At 42.7% G+C, this 23,020-nt stretch carries 17 protein-coding genes; 10 read left to right on the forward strand and 7 right to left on the reverse strand.

The window, feature by feature from the left end:
* Nucleotides 1-6: 6 nt before the first annotated feature.
* Nucleotides 7-468, forward strand: a complete 462-nt coding sequence (locus tag E0F88_RS14855; RefSeq protein WP_131959061.1) for a hypothetical protein — start codon at nt 7-9, stop codon at nt 466-468.
* Nucleotides 469-489: 21 nt separating this feature from the next.
* Here E0F88_RS14855 and E0F88_RS14860 read toward each other — a convergent pair whose 3' ends face one another.
* The 4 genes from E0F88_RS14860 to glgX all read right to left on the reverse strand — a co-directional run bounded on the left by E0F88_RS14860 (nt 490) and on the right by glgX (nt 6,551).
* Complete coding sequence (locus tag E0F88_RS14860; protein ID WP_131959062.1) at nt 490-3,117, reverse strand: glycoside hydrolase family 2 protein; 2,628 nt, start codon at nt 3,115-3,117, stop codon at nt 490-492.
* Between the two features lie 168 nt (nt 3,118-3,285).
* A complete protein-coding gene (locus E0F88_RS14865) occupies nt 3,286-3,753 on the reverse strand; it encodes a hypothetical protein (RefSeq protein ID WP_131959063.1) in 468 nt (155 codons plus the stop codon).
* An 82-nt stretch (nt 3,754-3,835) separates the two neighbouring features.
* The gene (locus E0F88_RS14870) at nt 3,836-4,324 is read right to left on the reverse strand and encodes a CinA family protein (protein WP_131959064.1); all 489 of its coding nucleotides are present in this window, start codon (nt 4,322-4,324) and stop codon (nt 3,836-3,838) included.
* A gap of 55 nt (nt 4,325-4,379) precedes the next feature.
* Nucleotides 4,380-6,551 carry a glycogen debranching protein GlgX gene (glgX, locus tag E0F88_RS14875; protein ID WP_131959065.1) on the reverse strand — a complete coding sequence of 724 codons (2,172 nt, stop codon included), beginning with the start codon at nt 6,549-6,551 and terminating at the stop codon, nt 4,380-4,382.
* Between the two features lie 233 nt (nt 6,552-6,784).
* Between glgX and treZ (E0F88_RS14880) the strand changes: the two genes are divergently transcribed.
* The 5 genes from treZ (E0F88_RS14880) to E0F88_RS14900 all read left to right on the forward strand — a co-directional run bounded on the left by treZ (E0F88_RS14880) (nt 6,785) and on the right by E0F88_RS14900 (nt 14,978).
* Nucleotides 6,785-8,632: a malto-oligosyltrehalose trehalohydrolase gene (gene treZ, locus E0F88_RS14880; RefSeq protein WP_131959066.1), complete on the forward strand. Its 1,848-nt coding sequence runs from the start codon at nt 6,785-6,787 to the stop codon at nt 8,630-8,632.
* Nucleotides 8,625-12,851, forward strand: coding sequence for a malto-oligosyltrehalose synthase (gene treY / locus E0F88_RS14885; RefSeq protein ID WP_131959067.1), 4,227 nt, complete (start codon nt 8,625-8,627; stop codon nt 12,849-12,851). The genes treZ (E0F88_RS14880) and treY overlap by 8 nt, the downstream gene beginning before the upstream one ends.
* Nucleotides 12,852-12,875: 24 nt before the next feature.
* A complete protein-coding gene (locus tag E0F88_RS14890) occupies nt 12,876-14,045 on the forward strand; it encodes a DUF748 domain-containing protein (RefSeq protein ID WP_131959068.1) in 1,170 nt (389 codons plus the stop codon).
* Nucleotides 14,046-14,089: 44 nt separating this feature from the next.
* Nucleotides 14,090-14,281, forward strand: coding sequence for a YodC family protein (locus E0F88_RS14895; protein WP_131959069.1), 192 nt, complete (start codon nt 14,090-14,092; stop codon nt 14,279-14,281).
* A 139-nt stretch (nt 14,282-14,420) separates the two neighbouring features.
* Nucleotides 14,421-14,978: a general stress protein gene (locus E0F88_RS14900; RefSeq protein ID WP_131959070.1), complete on the forward strand. Its 558-nt coding sequence runs from the start codon at nt 14,421-14,423 to the stop codon at nt 14,976-14,978.
* Between the two features lie 24 nt (nt 14,979-15,002).
* Here E0F88_RS14900 and E0F88_RS14905 read toward each other — a convergent pair whose 3' ends face one another.
* The gene (locus E0F88_RS14905) at nt 15,003-15,251 is read right to left on the reverse strand and encodes a hypothetical protein (RefSeq protein ID WP_131959071.1); all 249 of its coding nucleotides are present in this window, start codon (nt 15,249-15,251) and stop codon (nt 15,003-15,005) included.
* Between the two features lie 261 nt (nt 15,252-15,512).
* Here E0F88_RS14905 and E0F88_RS14910 point away from each other — a divergent pair, with 261 nt between their 5' ends.
* Both E0F88_RS14910 and E0F88_RS14915 read left to right on the forward strand, forming a co-directional pair.
* A complete protein-coding gene (locus E0F88_RS14910) occupies nt 15,513-16,211 on the forward strand; it encodes a DUF421 domain-containing protein (protein ID WP_131959072.1) in 699 nt (232 codons plus the stop codon).
* Between the two features lie 6 nt (nt 16,212-16,217).
* The gene (locus tag E0F88_RS14915; protein WP_131959073.1) at nt 16,218-16,898 is read left to right on the forward strand and encodes a DUF421 domain-containing protein; all 681 of its coding nucleotides are present in this window, start codon (nt 16,218-16,220) and stop codon (nt 16,896-16,898) included.
* 93 nt (nt 16,899-16,991) lie between these two features.
* Here the strand turns inward: E0F88_RS14915 and E0F88_RS14920 are convergent, their stop codons facing one another.
* Both E0F88_RS14920 and E0F88_RS14925 read right to left on the reverse strand, forming a co-directional pair.
* The gene (locus E0F88_RS14920; RefSeq protein WP_131959074.1) at nt 16,992-17,474 is read right to left on the reverse strand and encodes a hypothetical protein; all 483 of its coding nucleotides are present in this window, start codon (nt 17,472-17,474) and stop codon (nt 16,992-16,994) included.
* Between the two features lie 85 nt (nt 17,475-17,559).
* Nucleotides 17,560-19,188, reverse strand: coding sequence for an alpha-amylase family glycosyl hydrolase (locus E0F88_RS14925; protein WP_131959075.1), 1,629 nt, complete (start codon nt 19,186-19,188; stop codon nt 17,560-17,562).
* A gap of 161 nt (nt 19,189-19,349) precedes the next feature.
* Between E0F88_RS14925 and treZ (E0F88_RS14930) the strand changes: the two genes are divergently transcribed.
* Complete coding sequence (treZ, locus tag E0F88_RS14930) at nt 19,350-21,194, forward strand: malto-oligosyltrehalose trehalohydrolase (RefSeq protein ID WP_131959076.1); 1,845 nt, start codon at nt 19,350-19,352, stop codon at nt 21,192-21,194.
* A gap of 54 nt (nt 21,195-21,248) precedes the next feature.
* On the forward strand, nt 21,249-22,967 hold the full coding sequence (locus E0F88_RS14935; protein WP_131959077.1) for an alpha-amylase family protein: 1,719 nt from the start codon (nt 21,249-21,251) through the stop codon (nt 22,965-22,967).
* Nucleotides 22,968-23,020: the final 53 nt, after the last annotated feature.

Here is a 23,020-nt window from a genome sequence, read left to right on the forward strand (position 1 = left end):
TCACCGATGACCGACATTTTATTCAAGCTACTTGTATTCACGGCTATCATCTTTACATTTTTGTTAACAGGAGCCTGCTGTACAGATACGATGTGTTTGGGAGCTGACAATCTGGATATGATTCAGTTTCACAATTTCTCCATAGCAGAGTTGGACACAATCGTCATAAAACGATTTAGTGAAAACAGCGAACTGGCGACGCCCATAGATAGTACGGTGGTTATCACTTCTGACTTTTCATCGCAATCTTCTTTTCAACAGCTGTATTTAATTGACAAAATGTCGACAGACTTCGATTATGAGCTAAGACTTTCGGATTCGGGTCAGAAGTATAAAATATCCGATTTCGTCACCCAAAAGGAAGGCTGTAATACGGGATTTATGTGTAATGACAATTATATCGCTCTCAAAAGCTTCAATTTAAACGGGAAGGTGAAAGAAAGTGTCCGGCTTACTATTACCAAATGAACTTTGCGTTCTAAGTCAGACTCATTTAACAGGAATAAACTGCTCTTTTACATTCCAGCCATCAATACTAACCAAAGGCGTTATGCCTGTTTCGGTGTAATCCATTAGCACCGTTTTCTTTTCGCCGGGAAGTATGGACACATAGTTGTCGTCATAAAAAACAGGAAGAATTCTTTTTCTGGTGGTGGGATCAACCAGGGAAAGTCTGTTGAAAAACGCAATCGTATTCGAAGGCGAATTGGAAAGCACCACTTCAACTTTTCCTTTGGCTGTTTTTCTTGCCTGAATATCAATGTCCGCCTTTGGCATCTGGTTCAATCCGCTGTAATTTCCTTCTGCATCCGGCAGCCAGTAAAGGTTGTCGCTGACAATTTCCTGTTTCAGATTCATGAGTCTCATCGATAAAAACATACCTTCTTTTTTTGCCATTTGACGGATGTCGTTTTTAATCGGAAAGATGGGGCGGGTGGTGGACGGGCCGATTTCTATAAAAGCCTGACCGAGGTTTTTTTCTTTTCCCTGCATGTCAATTCCTTTTACGACCATCATCAGATCATATTGATGGTTAAAGGTATTGTTGGCAACCATAATGGTGCTGTCGGCCTGGTTGAACATGATGTGCAGCGGGGCGCTTCCGTTGTGAAGGCCATATAAACAGGCATTTGGATCAAGGTAATAATCATACATCTGTCCGCGTAAAGCTGTCCATGGATTTTGCGTTTTCCAGATGATTACGCCCGTATACCACTCCCACATGTGCGCGCTGAAACCTTCCATTAGAGAACGGTACTGGTCATAATTGACAAGCTGTGCTTTTTTACCAAAATCTTCAACATCTTTTGGTTTTCCGTAAGCATTGATGTGATCGGAGTAACCAATATATTTATGGTAATTCCAAACCGAATCCACTTTTTCCCTTTGACCGGTAAGATACTCCGGTGAGATTAAATTTTCTTTTGGAATAAACCTTTCCAGCGACTGGTAATCCCCAACACCCACAGAACCTATTTCTGAATTAAACGGCCAGGTTCTGTATTCAAAAAAACGTTTTAGCGGCTGAATTCCATAAGGCCCGTCACCTCCGCCTCCCAGTGAATTGAAAGACATATCATCCGAATTGGAGTAATCCACAAACCACCTCGTGCCGTCAAGTTTGGGAAGAATCGAATCACGCAAAGGAAACATCAGGTCCTGCGGAAGGGTAATTTCATTGCCGCCGCACCACATAGCCAGAGACGGATAATTACGGATCATTTTAATCTGGTCGGCGGCAGATGTCAGGAATAAATCATGGTCATCCGGATATTTACGGCGTGTCCACTGATCGTCGGCCTTCATCGGATCAGGCCAGCGTCCATTGCAATCGCCCGAACCCCAGAAATCCTGCATGACCAGAATTCCATATTTATCACAAGCTTCATAAAATTCAGGTCGTTCCGTTAACGCGCCGCCCCAAATCCGCAGCAAATTCAGGTTCATATCCCGGTGAAAACGAATTTCTGCATCATAACGCTCAGGCGAAAACCGAAGCATTGCATCAGAAATAATCCAGTTGCCACCTTTCATAAAAACCCTTTGTCCATTCACCGAAATCTGTTTGCTTCGTGTAACGGTATTTGTCTCAGCCTGAATCTGCCGGACTCCAACATGTAGATTTTCTTCGTCAGAAACCGCGCCGCTGATTATAAATTGCATATTCATCGGATACAAAAACTGATCTCCGTAACCAGCAGGCCACCAAAGTTTCGGATTTTCCAATGGCAGATCGGGTAACGTGATTTCGGCCGTAACATTGGCTTTGAGGGTAACTTCTCTGGAAACTTTCTTTCCGGCCATTGTATACTGTAAAAGCCCTTTTACCGGTAAAGCCGTAGGATTTTCAAGTTCTGCTGATACTTTAACTGTAGCTGGTTTCTGTGCTCCATCCGGTTTGCGCTGACCCGGCACGAGCGTTATCACGTGCGGGTTTTTGATGTTTATTTTTCCGGTTTTTTCAATTGTTACTTTATCCCAAATCCCGGTGTTGCGGTCACGAACGGGTTGTATCCAGTCCCAGCCTGCTACATACTGATGCGTAACATTTTTTGCAATTGTTCCATCGCCGCCCTGCCCGCCATTCGGATTGCCGACAGGATCAGGCGGATAAACAATTACTGCCAGCCGGTTGGCTCCGTTTTTATTAATCGAAGCAGTAATGTTGTAAGACTGACGCAGAAACATACCTGAGTGCCTTTCCTTGTTCAGTTTTTTACCGTTCAGAAAAATATCACAGCTATAATTGATACCCCGAAAATGCAACCAGGCCTGCTCGCCGGATTTGATTGTTTCGTTAAAATCTTTTACAAACCAATAAGTATAATAGTCCCGTCCTGTGTGGAAAATATCAGGGATGTTTTTATTGTTCATCCCATAAAACGGATCCGGGATCTGCTTGTTTTCCAGCATGGTTGTAAGCACCGTGCCAGGCACTACTGCGGGCATCCAGCCAGTCAGCGGGTAAGACGTACTGGAAATTCGTAAGCCATTGTCATTCACTTTCAACACCGGACTGCACTTCCAGCCCTGTTTTAGCTCATATTTATTCTGAGAAAAAGATGTAAAATGAGTGCAAAGCAGCAGTACAAGAGGAAAGGCGAACAGATGTTTCATCACAATATTTGGGGCATAGGAGTGGACAGTGCGACAAATATATTCTGATGAAATGATTTATTGCCAATAAATAGAAGGTTAAATTAAAATATTAAAGAAGAATCATTATATTATTAAATTATTTTCAAAATGAAATTTAATAATGTTGAAAACTGTCCGTAGCATGATTTACTTACAAGGTACTTTTTGTAAAACAATGCCGGTAAAGTTCACCTTTGCAGCATCCGAAAAAAGGGTTTTCCCGTTTACTTCTTTCATCGGTCCGTAGCCTTCCACCAGCAGTGAATCTTTTTTGATAAATGTTACCTCACGAAAAGATTCTGTTCCTTCCGACATGAAGGTATACATTGCACGTAAAGTATCACCATACATCTTGCCCAGAATGGATCCGTTGTTTTGATCTTTCTCATAGAGTTTATAACCAAGACTTCCGGTAATGCTGTCGCCCGACATGTGTGCGTTCAGAAGCACTGTGTCTTTTTTTACAACAGAAGAATAACAGATATTAAATGTTGAATCGGAAGCTGATTTTTTTGTGTCCAGTGCGCTGTTTTGGGTGGGACTTGTATTGCAGGAGATGATAAGTAAACAAACTGCAAAACTGAAAATTGTGGCGGTTAGTTTGAAAATAGACATAGGTATAAATAAAATTGGTTCTCTACAAAAGTAAAGAACCAATACTGTGCCATCCCATGACAAGAATCATTTTCTCAGCCGATTAAGGATTGTTTTCTTTTAATTCATTCATTATTGTCTCGGCAACCTGGTCGATGGATTGCAAAATGATTTCTTCGGGTGTCCCCTCAAAAACTCTGTGAATGGCAATGGAGCTTTCGCCGATAAGGATGTGGCTGAACATGGTTCCTACGGGTTTCTCCTTTGTCTCACTGCCACCAGGTGATGGAAGACCCGTGGTTGCAACCTGTATGCCGGACTCTATGAATTTTTTTAAACGCAAGGCCATTTCTTTGGTCACTTCGGCGGACTCAGGTGTGAATTCATCCACAAAACCTTTCGGTATCATCAGGATATCTTCCTTTAAACAAGCATCATAACAAACCAGTCCGCCTTTTAAAACGGCTCCCGAGTCAGGCGTCAGAGAAAATTCGGAAGCAAGTCTGCCGGCAGTAGCGCTTTCCGCAAAAGCAATGGTCAGGTTATGTTCTTTAATTATTTTACTGCAATCTATAACGAGCTGTGAAGGCATGTGAGTGATGATTTAGTTGATTTTTTAAAAGACTCCAAAGAAAAAAATCTCACCGTTACAGAGGACAGAGCATCACAATGACCGAGCGTCCCTGAACCTGAATGGAACTTCCTGATTTAAAAATTTCCTGCTCTTCACCAACAAAACCATTGCTGGTATCAATCACTTTTCGCCAGCCATGATCACATTCGTCAGGTGGAAGAACATAATCCAGCGGCTGATCGTGGGCATTGAAAATGATGTAAAAACTATCATCGACAACAGGTTTTCCGTCATAACCTACGCATCTGATTCCCTTTCCGTTCAGATACACACCGAGCGATTTTGCAAAGTCATGTTCCCAGTTCTCCTCCGGCATCTCATTTCCTTCGGGCAAAAACCAAATGATGTCCGTCCGACCTGAACCCTGAATGGATATACCCTGAAACCATCGCCTTCTCCTAAATGTTGGGTGCGTTTTGCAAATGGAAATTACTCCCTTTGTAAATGTCAGCAAATCCTGATCCGCATGATCCCAGTCCAGCCAGGAAATTTCGTTATCCTGACAATAGCCGTTATTATTACCTCCCTGAGTGCGTCCAAATTCATCGCCGGCAACCAGCATAGGAACACCTTGTGATAAAAACAGAGAAGTCAGGAAATTTCTTTTCTGAACTTGTCTCAATGCGTTAATTTCTGCATTTTCGGTCGGACCTTCTTCTCCGCAGTTCCAGGAATTGTTTTCATTTTCACCATCTGTGTTATCATCCTGATTGGACTCATTGTGTTTTTCATTATAGGAAACCAAATCATGAAGTGTAAAGCCATCATGAGCTGTAATGAAATTGATGCTGGCTGTTGGACGGCGGTAACCTTCTTTGTATAAATCCGGACTACCAGTAAAACGGAGTGCGAAATCTGCCAGTTTGCTTTCAGCTCCCCGCCAATAGTCTCTCAGGTTATCCCGATATTTACCGTTCCACTCAGCCCAGCCGGGAGGAAACTTGCCGACCAAATATCCTGCTTCTCCGGTATCCCATGGTTCGGCGATCAGTTTTACTTGTGAAATAACCGGATCCTGATGTATAATTGTAAAAAATGATCCCAGGTTGTCTGTCTCATGCAGCGTACGGGCCAGCGTCGAAGCCAGGTCAAAGCGGAATCCATCCACATGCATTTCAGTAATCCAGTAACGCAGACTGTCCATAATCAGTCCCAACACAAATGGAAGCCTAACGTTCAGGGTATTGCCGGTTCCGGTGTAATCACGATAATAACGCTGATCGTCTTCCATCAATCGGTAGTACGAGGCATTATCAATTCCCTTGAAAGAAAGAGTAGGTCCCAGATGATTTCCTTCTGCTGTATGGTTGTAAACGACATCCAGTATCACCTCAATCCCTGCCTTGTGCAGCTCTTTTACCATGTTTTTAAATTCCCGAACCTGCTCTCCCATAAATCCGGCGCTGCTGTATTCAGCATGCGGAGCAAAGTAACCGATCGTGTTATATCCCCAGTAATTGGTTAAGCCCTTTTCCAGTAAATGTCTGTCTTTTACAAACTGATGAACCGGCATCAATTCAAGAGCGGTTATGCCCAGCTCTTTCAGATATTTGATCGTGACCGGATGGGCCATTCCTGCATACGTTCCGCGTATTTCTTCCGGAATTTCAGGATGTAGTTTGGTAAATCCTCTTACGTGTGCTTCATAAATGATCGTGTCATGATATGGGATTTTGGGCTTTTTATCACCTTCCCAGTCAAACTGCTGATCGATTACTATGGATTTTGGAATATATGGTCCGCTGTTGGTTTCACTGAAACTTAAATCAGCTTCTTCGCTGCCGATCTGATATCCAAAAACAGCATCATCCCAATCAATTCCTCCGGCAATCGCTTTTGCGTATGGATCAATCAGGAGTTTGTTTGGATTAAAGCGGTGACCATTCTGCGGCTCATAAGGACCGTGAACTCTATACGCATACAGTTGGCCGGGTTTTAAGCCCGAAATACAGGCATGCCAGACGTGATGGGTTACTTCTTCAATTTTAATTTTAGCACTTTCCTCGTGGCCGTCCACAGAATCAAACAGGCAAAGTTCAACGCTGGTTGCATTTTCTGAAAAGAGCGCAAAGTTGATTCTTTCTCCGTCCCAGGATGATCCAAGCGGAAAAGGGCTGCCGGGAAATACTTTTATTTCAACGGCTTCCGGTGCTTGCAAAAGTTCGTTTTCCAAATGTGGCTCCATTGAATGTTTTTTGTTTGGTCAAATAATACGGCGCTCCCTGTAAAATCCTGTGCCAATGTGTTGACAGAAGCCGTGAGACGCATTTTATTTCTAAGTACGTATAAACATCAAATGAAGATTTATGAAAATTCAGCCGATCTTTATCTGGTAAAATCACATTAAACTGGCACAGTATTTATTCACAACAAAAAGCCCGGCAAATGACTCCAGTTCCGGTTGAAAGAAACTAATCTATGAATGCACTTGATATAAGAACCAGGAATCTGGGTGTGAATTTTAACCGGGATGGTCATGCAAATGTGCTCTTGTGGGCTCCCAAAGCGGATCTTGTGGAAATTTTTCTACTCAAAGATGATAGCAGAATTCCTTTACAAAAGAAAAAATACGGTTACTGGTCGTTGGAAACAAATGCCATAGAACCGGGTGATGAATATCTGTTTATTTTGAATGAAAAAGACCGTTTTCCCGATCCGGCTTCTCTGGCACAGCCATCCGGCGTTCACGGTGCATCTGAGGCAATAGATATTAAATCATATAAATGGACAGACATCGAGTGGAAAAATATTCCGTTAAAAGACTACATCACGTACGAAGTGCATGTGGGGACATTTACGGATGAAGGAACATTTGCAGCAATGATTGAAAAACTGGATTACCTGGCGGATCTGGGAATTACAGCAGTTGAAATTATGCCCGTTGCCCAATTTTCCGGAGAAAGAAACTGGGGATACGATGGCGTTTTCCCATTCAGCGTTCAAAATTCTTATGGCGGCGCTCATGGTTTACAACAGTTGGTAGATGCCTGTCATAATAAAGGTTTGGCGGTCATTCTGGATGTTGTTTACAATCATATTGGCCCGGAAGGGAACCATCTTGAAAATTTTGCTCCTTATTTCACCGACAAATACAATACGCCCTGGGGTAATGCAATCAATTTTGATGACGCGTGGTGCGATGGGGTTCGTGAATATTTTAGTGATAACGCAATGATGTGGTTCCGTGATTTTCATATTGATGCGCTCAGAATGGATGCTATTCATGCGATCAAAGACTTTGGCCCGGTTCATATCTTACAGGAAATAAAGCAAGACACCGATATGCTCGCTCAGCAAACCGGCCGTTCTCATCACCTGATTGTAGAACTGGATCTGAACGATACCCGGTTTATTAACCCAAGCGACAAAGGCGGATTTGGAATGGATGCGCAATGGATAGATGAATTTCATCATGCGTTGAGAGTCAGTTCAGGTCAGCCTAAAACGGGTTATTATTCCGATTTTGACGCTATAACTTCTCTTGCAAAATCTTACGAAGATGCGTACGTATATGACGGAGCGTATTCGGATCACAGAAAAAAGAAGTTTGGAATGAAAGCTTCTGAAAATACAGGGCAACAATTTGTTGTATTTTCTCAGAACCATGATCACGTCGGAAATCGCATGCTGGGAGAACGGACGAGTCAGCTTATAAGTGCCGAAATGCAGAAATTGCTGGCCGGAGCAGTAATGGCAAGTCCTTATTTACCCATGCTTTTTATGGGGGAAGAATATGGAGAAACAAATCCGTTTCAGTATTTCGTAAGTCACACGGATCCCGAGCTGGCAGAAGCTGTAAGGAAAGGTAGAAAAAAAGAATTCGAAGCTTTTCATGTGGAAGGCGAAGCGCCGGATCCGATGGCCGAGGAAACCTTTACCAACTCTAAACTACAATGGGATCTGATCAATAAAGAGCCACATGAAACCATGCTGGGCTACTACAAAAAGCTGATCAGCATTCGTAAAGAACAGCCTGCACTTTCTGTTTTAAACAGAAAAGATCTTTCGGTAGAATCTGATGAAAAACAGCAGACGATAATTTTACACCGGCAATATAAAATGCAGGAAGTGATTTGTTTTATGAATTTTTCAAATGAACCAAGGGAAGTAACCGCGTCCATTTATGCGCCAGTCTGGTTTAAATTAATAGCCTCTTCCGATATTCAGTGGGGCGGTTCTGACGAGCTCCCAGAAACGATACAGGAAGAATTAAAATTGACTTTACCTCCGGAATCCTTCACTATTTACATCAACCAAAATGAATAATCCGATTGCTACTTACCGTCTCCAGTTCCACAAGGAATGGACTTTTAAAGACCTTGAATCACTGATTCCCTATTTACAAAAACTGGGTGTCAGTACAATATATGCTTCTCCTGTTTTTAAATCAACCAAGGGCAGCACGCATGGTTACGACGGTGTGAATCCCAACCAGATTGATCCGGAAATCGGAAGTCTTGACGCGTTGAAAGCTGTCAGTGGCAAACTGAAAGAGCTAAACATGAACTGGTTACAGGACATCGTTCCCAATCACATGGCCTTTCATTCCGAAAACCTATGGCTAATGGATGTACTTGAAAAAGGCATGCAGTCGCTTTATGTTTCGTTTTTTGACATAGCCTGGAACAGCCGTTTGTACCAGGGTAAGCTGATGGTTCCCTTCCTGGAATTTGATCTGAACGAGGTTTTGGAAAGCAAAAAAATCACGGTTGAATATGTTGCCAACCGTTTTGTTTTAAAAAATGAAGACGCGACATACCCTTTAAATCCAAGATCCTACCTGACGATTCTGGATTCTGAGCTGATAGCAAGTAATCAGTCACTCGCTCAAATTTCGTCCCAGATTAAAGAAATTGATGAATTAGAGGAGCCCAGGGCATTCTCCGGAAGGTGGAACGAACTTCTTTTGCAGCTGTCTTCGCTAATGAAAAACGAAGATCAGAAAGATTTGATTGTAGCACGTCTTGATGAAATAAATGGAGATGACGATAAACTAAAACAGGTTATCGACCAACAGACTTATGTGCTTTGCAACTGGAAAAAAACCGAACAGCAGATCAACTTCCGGCGCTTCTTTACAGTAAACGGATTGATTTGTCTGAATATTCAGAACGAGGAAGTTTTCAATGAATATCATACGTTAACCAAGTCTCTGATCGAAGATGGTATCGTTCACGGACTACGGATTGATCATATTGACGGACTTTACGATCCTACATGTTATCTTGAAAAAGTGAGAGAACTGGCGGGCGATGAGACTTATGTTGTCGTTGAAAAAATCCTTGCAGGCAACGAAGATCTGCCTGTGAAGTGGGATATTCAGGGTGCTACGGGTTACGAGTTTCTTTCCTGGGTAAATAATTTACTCACAAACAAAGAAAGTGAGCAGACTTTCACAGATTTTTATCAGGAACTAACCGGGGATCAAACAACTATAAAACAACAGCTTCTCAAAAAGAAGTCCCATATTCTCTACGACCACATGGGCGGTGAGCTTGAAAACCTTTATCAGCTTTTTGTTGAGTTAAATCTGGTTGGAAAAGAAATTCTTGATGAAGCCGGAAAAGAAAATGTTAAAAAAGCGATTGGTGAGTTTTTAATTCACTGTCCGGTTTACCGCTACTACGGAAATCAGATTCCCTTTGGGGATGAAGAAGCGGCGGCTTTGGGAAAGATTTTTAATGATGTAGAGGAAGCACACCCGGACGTGGCCGATGCCATTCTGCTGTTAAAAAAAATACTTTTGGAGTGGACCGCAGAGGGAGAAGAAGAATACAATAACAAGGTGCTTGAGTTTTATCAGCGCTGCATGCAGTTCACGGGTCCGCTGATGGCGAAAGGCGGGGAGGATACACTGATGTATACCAATCAGCGTTTTATTGGCCATAACGATGTAGGTGATTCTTCTGAAAATTTCGGACTTTCAAAAGCTGATTTTCACAGCAAAATGAAACAGCGCAGAAGAGAATGGCCGCTTGCTTTGAACACGACTTCCACACACGATACGAAGCGGGGTGAAGATGTCCGTGCAAGGCTAAATGTGCTTACTGACCTGCTCGAAGAATGGTTTGACCGTGTTAAAAAATGGCAGAAAATGAATGCCCCGCTGAGAGAGAAGTTTTCAGCTCCGGATGCCAACGATGAATATTTAATTTATCAAACCTTAATCGGTGCTTATCCGATGCAAGGCGAAGACGAGGATGATTTCGGAAGCAGGTTCGAAGAATATCTGCAAAAGGCATTGCGTGAAGCAAAAACAAATACAACCTGGGCTGAGCCGAACGAGGCATACGAAGACGGAACGAAGCAGTTTGCAAGGGAATTGCTGAATAAAGAAGGAGAATTCTGGGAAGATTTTTCAGGCTTTCACAGTCAGATTTCTGAATACGGGATCGTTAATTCATTATCTCAGCTGGTCTTGAAGTTCACCTGTCCGGGTACACCGGATGTTTACCAGGGATGTGAACTCTGGGATTTTAGTTTAGTGGATCCCGACAATCGCCGGCCGGTTGACTATGAAAAAAGACAGCAGCTGCTTTCGGAAACAGAAACCTACGAGAACAAGGAGGAACTTCCGGAAAAACTATGGGAGCATCGCAATGATGCACAGATTAAACTTTGGCTGACAAACCAACTTTTCAATCTAAGAAAGCAGAACCCGGTTCTTTTTTCCGAAGGTGATTACATACCTTTGAAAGTGCAGGGCGCGTTTAAAAACAATGTTTTTGCGTTTGCAAGAAGCTACAAACAAAATTTCCTTGTTGTGGCCGTGCCGGTGCATACAGCATCTATTTGTACAGAACAAGGGAAAACGCTTTTTGAACTGGATTGGGAAGATACAAAAATCGTGTTGCCGCCCGGACTTAACGTTTCCTGGGAATCGGTTGTAACGGGTGCAGCAGAAGAGCACGAACACAAATTGCTTCCGGGCGATCTGTTCAGGAAATCGACGGTTGCTATTTTAAAGGGCAGTAAGGCTACAAACGAACGCAGTGCGGGGGTTTTGATTCATATTTCTTCATTGTCTTCTCTGTTCGCAATAGGAGACATGGGACCGGAAGCTTTTGCATTTGCTGATTTTTTGCATGAAGGAAAACAAAGAGTTTGGCAGTTGCTGCCGCTAAATCCTACGGAGGAAGCGCAGGGAAACTCCCCATACAGTGCGCTTTCAAGTCGGGCCGGAAATTCGATTTTGATCAGTCCGGAAGCCCTTGCTCAGGAAGGTTTGCTTGAAGGGGTAAATCTTGAAGATTATTACCAGCCGCAGGCCGGTAAAACCGATTACAAAAAAGCTGAACAGATTAAAAACGAATTGTTGCGGAAGGCGTATGATGTTTTCAATGCAAAACCTGAAACATTCTCAACGGAATCTTTTGACAGATTTTCCCATGATAACAAAGAATGGCTTGAAGACTTTGCCCTTTACATGGCTTTGCGTAAGCATTTTGATGATAAGCCGTGGACAGAGTGGGACGATGATTTTAAACTGAGAGATGAAGCAGCCTTAAAATCTTTTTCCGAAAACGAAAAAGACCAGATCAGGTTTGTGAAATGGATTCAGTATGTATTTGACAAGCAGTGGAAGGCACTTCGCCAATACTGTAACGAACGTGATATCAAACTGCTTGGCGACATGCCGTTTTATGTAAGTTACAATTCTTCGGATGTTTGGGCGCACCGGAATTTGTTTATGCTGGATGAAGATGGAAAGATTACCGGAGTCGCCGGTGTTCCGCCGGATGCATTTTCGGATGATGGACAGCTTTGGGGAATGCCGGTGTTCAACTGGGAAGCTAATAAGGAGGAGGATTACCATTGGTGGATCGAACGCCTTAGAAAAAATATTGAACTTTTTGACTTTGTACGCCTTGACCACTTCCGCGCTTTTGCGGATCACTGGGTCGTTCCTGGCGGAGAAAAAACGGCCGTCAAAGGGAAATGGAAAATTGGGCCGGACGCTGAATTTTTCAAAGCTGTGCAGACGGCATTGGGCGGACTTCCCTTTGTAGCAGAGGATTTAGGAGAAAGCAGCCCAGCGGTTTTTGTGCTTCGTGACAAGTTTCGGTTACCGGGAATGAAGGTTTTACAATTTGCTTTTGATGAAAACATGCCCCAATCCGACTACATTCCGCATAACTACAGTGCTAATTTCATTGCCTATACCGGTACGCACGATAATAATACGATCAAAGGGTGGTACCGAAAAGAGCTGGATGATGACGGACGTGAAAGGTTGTCTAAATATGCCGGGATCAATGTAAATGAGAACGATGTTTATCAGATCGCTGCGCGAATGATCTATGCTTCCGTGGCCAGAATGGTGATCATGCCAATACAGGATGTGTTGAATTTGGATGAAACAACCAAAATGAACAGTCCGGGATCCGGGGATGGAAACTGGGAATGGAGACTTGTACCGGGTCAGTTAACGAAAGAGGCGGAAAATCAGCTTAGTGAATGGACGGTTTTGTATAACAGGGATTGAAGTATTCATTAAAACGGTAAAAGGATGGAAACCAAAAGGCCGGGACGAAAAAGGAAAAAAGCGGGATATATTTTTCTGGGGATCATTGTGCTGATCGTTGTTGTCAGACTTATCCTGCCTTATGTCGTGCTGCATTTGGTCAACAAAAACCTGGCGACAATGAATGGATATTACGGTCACGTAAAAGACATCGATCTGGCCATTATTCGTGGCGCTTATCAGGTGGATAGTATCTATTTAAACAAGCAGGATTCAGTTACAAAAAAGCAGACACCTTTTTTTGCAGCGCAGCTTATTGATCTTTCTGTTGAGTGGAAGTCACTGTTCAAAGGTTCGATTGTTGGTGAGGTGGTTTTGAAAAAACCGATGTTACGGTTTACAAAAGACAAAGTGGAGCCAAAAGATGTTGCCAGGGATTCCTCAGATCTCAAAGAATTGCTGGATGACTTCATGCCGCTGCAAATTAACCGCTGTGAAATCAATGATGGAAGGGTTCAATATATAGACGAGCAGTCAAAACCGAAAGTTGATATCGAAATGACAAAGGTTCATGTATTGGCTCAGAATCTTCGGAACAGCTATGATTCGTCTTCTGTTTTACCGGCCACCGTTGATGCAACTGCTTTGATTTACGAAGGCAAATTCACTTTTGATGCTAAGCTAAATCCATTAGCAGATGATCCGACCTTTGACATGAGTGCGGAACTGAGAAATACAAATCTGGTAAAACTGAATGATTTCTTTAAGGCTTATGCTAAAGTCGATGTCAACAAAGGCAGGTTTGGATTATATACAGAAGTTGCAGCAAAAGACCAGAAATTTGCCGGGTATATAAAGCCGATTATCAAAGATCTGGACGTTTTAGGTCATGAAGACCGGAAGGATAACATTTTTCAAAAAGTATGGGAAGGTTTTGTAGGTACTGTTGGGGAAGTTCTTCAAAACCAGAAAAAAGATCAGTTGGCTACAAAAATCCCATTTAGAGGAAGGTTGGATGAGCCGAGGACCAACGTATGGCTGGCAATTACCAATGTATTGCAAAATGCTTTCATACATGCGATACAACCTGCCATAGACAACGAAATAAGTATAGGTTCAGCAAAATTGGAAGAAGCAGACAAAAAAACATTTTTGCAAAAAATCTTCTCAAAAGACGATAAGAAAAAGGACGATAAAAACGACAAGAAGGATTAAGATAAGAAAGACGAAAAGGATAAAAAGAACTAAAACTTACCACTATGGAAGAGCAAAAATTTAAGGAAGGCGACTGGGTAAAAGAAAAAAACGGAACCCAGGGAATGACCATCGTGAGTTACGTTATTGATGGCGTAACAGATGAACCAACCGGCGAAGTGCGCTGTCGTTACAAAAACGCAAACGGAGAAGAAGTCGAAAGTAATTTTTGGGCAGAAGATCTGGCCGAGCTTTAGTTAAACACTATTATGAAAAATCTCTGTGGTTCTCTTTTTATATTCCATGGTGCTCTGTGTAATTTTGAATTTGTAGACATATACACAGAGCTGGAAAGAGGGCCACAGAGATATTGTTTTTGATTTTATCAATTTACATATGGAAAATTCAGGTTTTACATCCAGATCAATCGGAACCGTGTCAGGTGTTTTTTTTACGAAAGCAGATGCCGACAGAGCATATAATAATCTTCTTCGACGCGGTCACACGGCTGACGACATTTCTATTTTGATGTCGGATGAAACCCTGAATAAACATCAGGATCCCGATGGAAATATAGTACAAACTGATCCGGAAGCCGGCCCGGAAGATGAATCAGCATTAAGTCGGGCTGCCAATGCTTTTTCGGGTGTAATTATCTCGATAACTTCTATGATTTCATTACCCGGCCTGGGAATCGCAATTTCCAATACGCTGCAAAAGAAAATGCCGAAACGCGAAACCGAAGAAACTCCATATGAAAAAGCGCATGCAATGACAGGTTCCGGTATCCCCGACCAACATGCTGAATCATACAGCGACCGTATGCAGGAAGGCGGCATCATTATCAGTGTGGATCCACGTAACCGGGAAGAAAAGCGTGCAATTATCGAAGATTTCAGACAGAATAATGGCCATGATATTTTAGGTGATGACGGTTACACTGAATTTGATTAACATAAGCTGAGAAGGTTTCGCTTCTCAGGTTTTACCCTTATGATCCCAGTGATCCTTCAATACCTTACCGGAAGCATCTTTTACCAACACTCGGGAAAAGCGGTTGCCTTTGACGACTCCTTCTTGATTAGCTTTTCCAATGAACAAAACCACTGCATCCCCATCTGAATCCGTTTTTATGGCAAGGTCATATCGTTCAAACCTGACGGCTACGAACTCGGATGGAGGATACTTTTTGTTTAAAACCTTCAACAGCTTCTCACCAATTTTCATATCGTTTTGACTAAGTTTGATTTTAAGATATTAAAAGTCAGGCCAAAGTTTAATTTTATGCGTATATAGGTTATGGTTTCGGTTAACTTTGGCTTGCTTGATAACTAAATTCTCACTTTGATCGCCAGGCCTGTTTATTTATTCAAAACTCTTTATTTATAGCTATTTACGGGCTTGTCAGGCATGGTCTTTTTCAAAGCAGTTTTTCGAAAACGTCAGTTCTGTTCGTTTTAAAGCAAACAACAATTTATAATTAAAAGGATGAAAAAGGAGGATATTCACCTGTGGGATGTGCACCGGATACTTTTTGGTGAAGCTCCGGCTGAGTTTATGATCGAGGTATTTATTCGTACCCTGCTAATTTACCTGGCATTGTTAACCATCGTTCGTTTGATGGGCAAACGGATGAGCGGGCAGCTCACAATTGCGGAAATGTCGGTGATGTTAACGCTTGGGGCAATCGTTTCGCCTGCCATGCAGATTCCCAACGTGGGATTGGCCCAGGGAACACTTATTCTGATTCTTGCTTTTATTTTTCAAAGAGGGCTGAATTTTCTTGAATTTAAAAATTACAAACTCGAAAAGCTTAGTCATGGTGAAATTGTGCTGTTGGTAAAAGACGGCACACTGATACTGGAAGAAATGGATAAGGCCAAACTTTCCAGACAGCAATTGTTTGCGGTACTTCGGTCGGAAGGAATATTTAACCTGGGCCAGATTGAACGGGTTTATCTGGAAGCTTTCGGTATGTTTAGTATTTACAAAACTAAAAATCCAAAACCGGGTCTTCCCATTTTTCCACCTGAGGATGAAGAAATCAAATCTTTCTCAAAAGAAGCTGAAAAGCATGAGATGGTTTGCAAAAGTTGCGGCCACATTGGCACAGAAGAGGAGTTCCAGCGGGAATGTTCTGTTTGTCTGACGACTGAATGGATTGAAGCAACCTTACCAATAAAATAAATTATTATGGAATATGACGCTATTCATTTTAACGACTGGCACCGCATCTTTTTTGGAGAGGTTCCTTTCGCTTTTTATATAGAGGTAATAATTCGTACCGCCGTCATTTACCTGATCCTGATGACCGCCATGCGGATGATGGGTAAGAAAATGGCTTCTCAGCTGGGGCGCAATGAAATGGTTGCCATGATTTCTCTGGCAGCTGCGATCGGGGTACCACTTCAGTCGCCGGATAGGGGACTTTTACCTGCTGTCATAATCGCGGTGATTGTGGTCTGTACGCAACAATTCATTGCAAAAAAAGCGACACGGAGCGAGAAGTTTGAATCGCTAACGCATGATGACATCGGCGTTTTGGTAGAAAACGGCATGTTGAATCTGAAAGTGATGAAGAATACACGCATTACAAGGGAGCGGGTCTTTGGTCAGCTTCGTTACAATGGACTCTATCATTTGGGGGAAGTAAAGCGAATGTACCTGGAAGCAAACGGAACATTTACTTTAATAGAGAATACTGAACCAGTAGCCGGGCTAAGCATTCTTCCGGATTGGGATGCTGAATTTAAACATCGCGTTTGTAAGGAATCGGGCAAGGTTGTTTGTAACCATTGCGGTAAACCCAGGACCGACAGTATTCCAAATTGCGATCGCTGCGGACACCAGGATTGGTTACCCGCGGTGGAGTAAGTTTAGAAAACGGCGGCACAAATTAAATAGACCCGGCAAATTTTTGCCGGGTCCGAGCTTGTTGAATGATGATTATCTTTAAGTGCAAAATCTTTATGCAATGGGGTTCTGAAAGGGTTGAAAGTTTTCATAGCTGTTTATCAGCTCTCTATTAATATTAAAATCTAGGTCTTTTAATTTTTCCAAATGATCTGTCAGAATTTGATTTTCATCATAGGAAAGATTCATTGCATTTAAAGTGGCTTTGTACAGTTTAATCGTGCGTCGTTCCTGCTCTCTTAAAATTCTTGCAATTGAAAGTTTATCCTGAGCGGAAAAAAATGATGCATCGTTCTGCTCAGTTTTTTTTCCAAGAATGCTGCCTATTTCTCCGTCACTTAAAGCACATTTAATGCCATCATAAACCCATTGCAACTCTTTCTTGAAAAGTAAGGAACTGATGAAACCATGGCTGCATATTTTGCGAAGGCTTCCTACATTGTCCAAAGCCATAGCCTGTTTATATAGGTCTTCCCTGTGCTGGTTAACATTCCATAAACGAACAATACTTGTTACGAAGGTTGGCAGGTTATCCATAGTTGCTTCCGGTTAGATTTTCACTCCTTATTTTAAGGCAGCAAAAACCATACCGGATAGCAGCAGTTTGGTGGCATAATTTCAATTAATCTAACCTGATCAGCACTCCTTCGTCACCGCTCAGCGTTATCGTTCCCTCCACACGGGCACCTTCACGCTCCGTTTCGGTACTGATGATGATTTCACCTTTGTACTCACTTTGCTGCGTACGGAAATAGCAGGGCCTGTGACTAAGGTTGAGAATCACCAAAAAGCGATCGCTATTTTTCTCCCGAATGAAGGCAATAATCTGTTTGTCGGAGTAAACAGGGCTGTAATTTCCGGTTTGTAAGGCAGGTTCGCTTTTACGGATATCAAGAAGTTTCCGGTAAAATGCAAGTGTCCCATAATTATCATTTTTTTGAGCCTCCACATTAATACGCCGGAAATTATCCGGTAACCTAAGCCAGGGTTTATGATCAGAGAATCCTGCGTAAACTTCGTTGTTCCATTGCATCGGTGTCCGGGACGGATCCCTGCTGATATTTCGGTCGGGCATGTTAAGTCCCTGCGGATCCACAACTTCAGCCATTGGAATCGGCACATCCCTCATGCCGATCTCATCACCATAATATATCGTTGGCGTGCCACGAAGTGTGAGCAACAGCATAGTGGCAACACGCGCCTGCGAACGTCCCACACGACTCGAAATACGCGGCTGATCATGATTTCCCAATACCCAGTTTGGCCAGCCTTCTGTGGGTAGCGCACCTTCATATTCGTCAATAGCACGGGCAATCTGCGGCGCATCCCAGGGTAGAGTCAGCAGCTGAAAGTTAAAAGGGAGATGTGCACCTTTGTTATCATTGCCATAATAAGTAACCAGTTTGTGAATTGGCAGATATATTTCTCCAATCAAAACCCTTTCCTGATAATTGTCGGTCACTTCCCGCATCATACGCACGATGTCGTGAACCTCGGGTTGATCTGTTGAGTAAACCGGATCTTGATACTCATATATTAAATCTTTTGGATCAAAAGGCGAATTGGGAGCGACGGGATTGTTTCGCAGCTGCTGATCTTTCACCATGTGCCACATCACATCCACACGGAAACCGTCAATTCCTTTATCTAGCCAGAAGCGCATAACATCCATCATTGCCTGTTGAACTTCCGGATTTCGCCAGTTGAGATCAGGCTGTTCTTTTAAAAATGCATGATAATAATATTGCCTTGTAGTTTCGTCCCATTCCCATGCATGTCCGCCAAAAACGCTTAGCCAGTTATTGGGCAATTCACCATTCTCTTTTCCGTCATGCCAGATGTACCAATCGCGCTTCGGATTTTCCCGGGACGAACGGGATTCCAGAAACCACGGATGTTGATTTGAAGTATGGTTAGGCACGAGGTCCAGAATCAGCTTCATACCCCTGCCATGCACTTCTTTCAAAAGATTATCAAAGTCATCCATGTTGCCGAATAATGGATGAACACCCCGGTAATCAGAAATGTCATAGCCGAAATCTGCCATTGGTGAGGGATAAATCGGCGAAAGCCAGATGCAATCGATGCCGAGCCATTGGAGATAGTCCAATCTCTGAACAATTCCCTTTAAGTCTCCAACACCATCATTGTTGCTGTCCTGATATGAACGGGGATATATTTGGTAAATAACGCCATGCTGCCACCAGAGCGATTGTTTTTCTTCCTGATTTATATCTTTCGTTGCGCCCATCGGTTCTAAAATGTGATTTGCAGCGTGTTTTGAAAAAATCAAGCCAAAGAGAATATGCAGTTTCCGGGGCGTGTTAGCCGGATGGCATAATTTTTAAATAACATCGCCGAGATAAAAGGGCATTTTAGGGTCCGACAATATTTTCATCAAGCCGCAACGTAATGAGAAAAATTGGTGCTAGTTATTTCACAGGTAAATGCGAATTTTCCGTATGGGCTCCTGAAAAGGATCAGATGTATCTTCATCTGGAATCACCTGTGGAGCAAATTTTTGAAATGAAGAAAACCAGCGATGGTTATTTTATTACAACACTTTCAAACATTCAGGCCGGCTCCAGATATCGCTTTGCACCCAATGGCTCAGAAAAGTTTCCCGATCCTGCATCTCACTATCAGCCTGAGGGTGTACATGGTCCATCGGAAGTGGTTGATCACAATGAATTTAAATGGAATAACACATCCTGGTCCGGTTTACCGCTAAAAGATCTTATTTTTTACGAAATACATGTAGGCACCTTTTCGTCAGAAGGTACTTTTGAAGCCATGATACCGCTGTTAGATGAGTTGGCGGAAACCGGAATTAATGCCATTGAAATTATGCCGGTTTCTCAATTTCCGGGAAACAGAAACTGGGGTTATGACGGCGTATTTCCTTATGCAGTACAAAATTCATACGGCGGTCCGCAAAAGTTTAAGGAGTTTGTTGATGCTGCCCATAGTAAAGGTATCGCAGTGTTTCTGGATGTGGTTTTTAATCATATTGGTCCGGAAGGTAATTATTTCGAGCGGTTCGGCCCTTATTTCACAAATACCTACTGCACACCGTGGGGAAATGCCATCAACTTCGACGGCGAATGGTCGGACGGGGTGCGTGAATATTTTGCCAATTCAATCCTGCACTGGTATGAAAACTATCATTTGGATGGCCTGCGGGTCGACGCCGTACATATGATGTTTGACAATGGAGCAGTGCACTTTTGGGAACTTGTAAATGAAAAGCTGGACAAACTGCGTCAGAAACTTGGCCGTAGTTTTTACCTCATCGCAGAAAGTGATCTGAACAGTCCCAGGGTTACGAAGTCTCCGGTTAGTGGCGGCTGGGGATTCAATGTACAATGGCTTGATGATTTTCACCATTCGCTTTATGTTTTACTCGATAAAGAAGGACAGGAACGGTACGAAGATTTTGGTCAGATGGAGCAACTTGCCAAAGCTTACACCGATGGTTTTGTGCACAGCGGGGAGTATGTAAAGTTTCGGAAACGTAAACATGGTTCCTCCTCGGCGGGTGTTTCAGGTGATCATTTTGTCGTTTTTAACCAGAATCATGATCAGGTTGGAAATCGTGTTGGCGGTGAGCGGTTAAGTATGCTGGTTGATTTTGACAGACAAAAACTGGCCGCTGCTGCAATACTTTTATCCCCTTATTTGCCCATGCTTTTTATGGGAGAAGAATTTGCTGCTGATACGCCGTTCTTTTACTTCGTCAGTCATTCGGAAGAAGAGCTGATTAAAATGGTGGTTGAGGGGCGTCGGAAGGAATTTGCAAACTATAAATGGGAGTTTGATCCGCCAAATCCACAGGAAGAGGAAACATTTGAAAAGTCAAAACTAAACTGGGCACAAAGAAAATCTGGCAAACACCTGGTAATGTTAAACTGGCACAAAAAGCTGATTAGTATCAGACATACACATCCGGTTTTGCAGAATTTTTATAAAAATGACATTCGTGTTACACTTTTTGGTGAGAAAGGATTTGTGCTGCACCGGAAAAGCAGTGATGAACAGCATGAATTAATCTGCATTTTCAACCTTGGTTCCGAAAGGGAATCTATTGTTGTCCCGCGAAGAAAAACACATTGGAAAAAAATTCTTGATTCCCGGGACCCGGAATGGCTGGAAGAAGAATCTACATTAGCAAGCAATTTCCCAGACAGCATTTTTGGCGGGGAAGTTATTTACATCAACGAATTAAGCGTAACGGTCTACGAAGCAGCCGATGCTTAATCAACTATCTAACATATCCGATTTAAACAACTAAATTAAACTGAAATCATTCGCATGAAAAACCTGTCTCTGTCTGCCGTCCTGGCTTGTCTGCTCATTCCCACTTTGGCTTTATCACAGAGCAAAGTCGCCGATGTGAAGGTGAGGGAAAATTTTTGGTACAAAAACAGCGTAATTTATAATTTGGAAGTAGGGGTTTTTAAAGATAGTGACGGAGACGGGCGAGGAGATTTTAATGGGTTGATACAGAAGCTGGATTACCTTAAAAAGCTGGGTATCGATGCAATCTGGCTGGCACCATTCCAACCCTCGCCTGGTGAAGATGACGGTTACGATGTGGCTGATTTTTACGGGGTTGATGAAAAACTGGGGACGAGTGGGGATTTTGTAGAGTTTATGCACCAGGCTAATAAAAGAGGCATTAAGGTTATCATGGATTTGGTTATCAACCATACTTCGGATCAGCATCCCTGGTTTAAAAAATCGAGAGAAAGTAAAACTTCAAAATACCGTGACTGGTATGTATGGTCAAAAGAGCGTCCAAAAGATGCAGATAAAGGGATGGTTTTTCCAGGTGTGCAAAAGGAGGTTTGGACCATTGATAAAAAAACGAATGAGTATTATTATCACCGTTTTTATGATTTTCAGCCGGATCTTAATTTCTCCAACCCGGAAGTGATGCAGGAAAGTCAGCGGATCATCGGATACTGGCTTAATCAGGGAATCGCAGGGTTCAGGCTGGATGCTGTACCATTTATTATTGAAGTACCTAAAACAGGAAGTAAAAAACCGAAACTTGATTTTGATTTTTTAACAGACATGCGCCAGTTCGCACAGTCGAGAAAAGCAGATGCAGCCATCCTGGGAGAGGCGAATGTGATGCCGGAAGAAAACCAGAATTATTTTGGAAAAAATGGCGAAGGAATTCAGATGATGTTTAATTTTTATGCAAATCAGCATCTTTTTTATGCACTGGCAACCGGTGATTTAAAACCATTTACAACTGCTATTGAACAAACGAAAAAAATACCGGAAGCTTCTCAATGGGCACATTTTCTTCGAAATCATGATGAGATCGATCTTGGACGGCTTACTGAAAAACAGCGGAATGAGGTTTACAGGAAATTTGGTCCTGATACCACTATGCAGCTCTATGATCGCGGGATCCGCCGCCGGCTTGCACCCATGCTCGGCAATAACAGAAAACACATTGAACTGGCTTACAGTCTGCTTTATTCATTACCCGGAGCACCAGTGATTCGTTATGGAGAAGAGCTTGGAATGGGTGATGATCTGAATCTGAAAGAGCGGATTTCTGTTCGTACACCCATGCAGTGGACGGATGAAAAAAATGCTGGTTTTACAACTGCCGACACTGCTTTCCGGCCGGTAATAAATAAAGGAGATTACGGATTTCAAAGACTAAACGTGGCGGTTCAAACCCGCGATCAGTCATCACTACTAAACTGGAACGCCAGAATGATCAAACTTCGCAAATCCTGTCCCGAAATCGGATTGGGAGATTACACTTTACTGAACGCAGGTTCGCCCGATATTTTGGCAATACGTTATGACTACAATGGTCAGTCGTTACTGATCGTGCACAATTTCAGCGATAAACCACGCAAGGCTTCTGTCGCGTCCGGAAAATCAAAAGTTCTTTACGACCTGATGACTGATCCTCAGGATCAAAAACCGGAAGCCGGCAAGTTCAAACTGTCGTTAGAAGGATACGGTTATAAATGGTTTCGTCTGGATCACATTATTCCATGATGGGTTATTATTGAGGAAAGTTTACGTATAAACGTTGCGTAGATTCTACATTA

Source organism: Dyadobacter psychrotolerans, from assembly GCF_004349265.1.
GTDB lineage: Bacteria > Bacteroidota > Bacteroidia > Cytophagales > Spirosomataceae > Dyadobacter > Dyadobacter psychrotolerans.

What these genes read in the sequence shown, in the direction of transcription:
- E0F88_RS14855 (WP_131959061.1), top strand. Translation starts at nt 7, where the DNA reads ATGACCGACATTTTATTCAAGCTACTTGTATTCACGGCTATCATCTTT.
- E0F88_RS14860 (WP_131959062.1), bottom strand. Translation starts at nt 3,117, where the DNA reads ATGAAACATCTGTTCGCCTTTCCTCTTGTACTGCTGCTTTGCACTCAT.
- E0F88_RS14865 (WP_131959063.1), bottom strand. Translation starts at nt 3,753, where the DNA reads ATGTCTATTTTCAAACTAACCGCCACAATTTTCAGTTTTGCAGTTTGT.
- E0F88_RS14870 (WP_131959064.1), bottom strand. Translation starts at nt 4,324, where the DNA reads ATGCCTTCACAGCTCGTTATAGATTGCAGTAAAATAATTAAAGAACAT.
- glgX (WP_131959065.1), bottom strand. Translation starts at nt 6,551, where the DNA reads ATGGAGCCACATTTGGAAAACGAACTTTTGCAAGCACCGGAAGCCGTT.
- treZ (WP_131959066.1), top strand. Translation starts at nt 6,785, where the DNA reads ATGAATGCACTTGATATAAGAACCAGGAATCTGGGTGTGAATTTTAAC.
- treY (WP_131959067.1), top strand. Translation starts at nt 8,625, where the DNA reads ATGAATAATCCGATTGCTACTTACCGTCTCCAGTTCCACAAGGAATGG.
- E0F88_RS14890 (WP_131959068.1), top strand. Translation starts at nt 12,876, where the DNA reads ATGGAAACCAAAAGGCCGGGACGAAAAAGGAAAAAAGCGGGATATATT.
- E0F88_RS14895 (WP_131959069.1), top strand. Translation starts at nt 14,090, where the DNA reads ATGGAAGAGCAAAAATTTAAGGAAGGCGACTGGGTAAAAGAAAAAAAC.
- E0F88_RS14900 (WP_131959070.1), top strand. Translation starts at nt 14,421, where the DNA reads ATGGAAAATTCAGGTTTTACATCCAGATCAATCGGAACCGTGTCAGGT.
- E0F88_RS14905 (WP_131959071.1), bottom strand. Translation starts at nt 15,251, where the DNA reads ATGAAAATTGGTGAGAAGCTGTTGAAGGTTTTAAACAAAAAGTATCCT.
- E0F88_RS14910 (WP_131959072.1), top strand. Translation starts at nt 15,513, where the DNA reads ATGAAAAAGGAGGATATTCACCTGTGGGATGTGCACCGGATACTTTTT.
- E0F88_RS14915 (WP_131959073.1), top strand. Translation starts at nt 16,218, where the DNA reads ATGGAATATGACGCTATTCATTTTAACGACTGGCACCGCATCTTTTTT.
- E0F88_RS14920 (WP_131959074.1), bottom strand. Translation starts at nt 17,474, where the DNA reads ATGGATAACCTGCCAACCTTCGTAACAAGTATTGTTCGTTTATGGAAT.
- E0F88_RS14925 (WP_131959075.1), bottom strand. Translation starts at nt 19,188, where the DNA reads ATGGGCGCAACGAAAGATATAAATCAGGAAGAAAAACAATCGCTCTGG.
- treZ (WP_131959076.1), top strand. Translation starts at nt 19,350, where the DNA reads ATGAGAAAAATTGGTGCTAGTTATTTCACAGGTAAATGCGAATTTTCC.
- E0F88_RS14935 (WP_131959077.1), top strand. Translation starts at nt 21,249, where the DNA reads ATGAAAAACCTGTCTCTGTCTGCCGTCCTGGCTTGTCTGCTCATTCCC.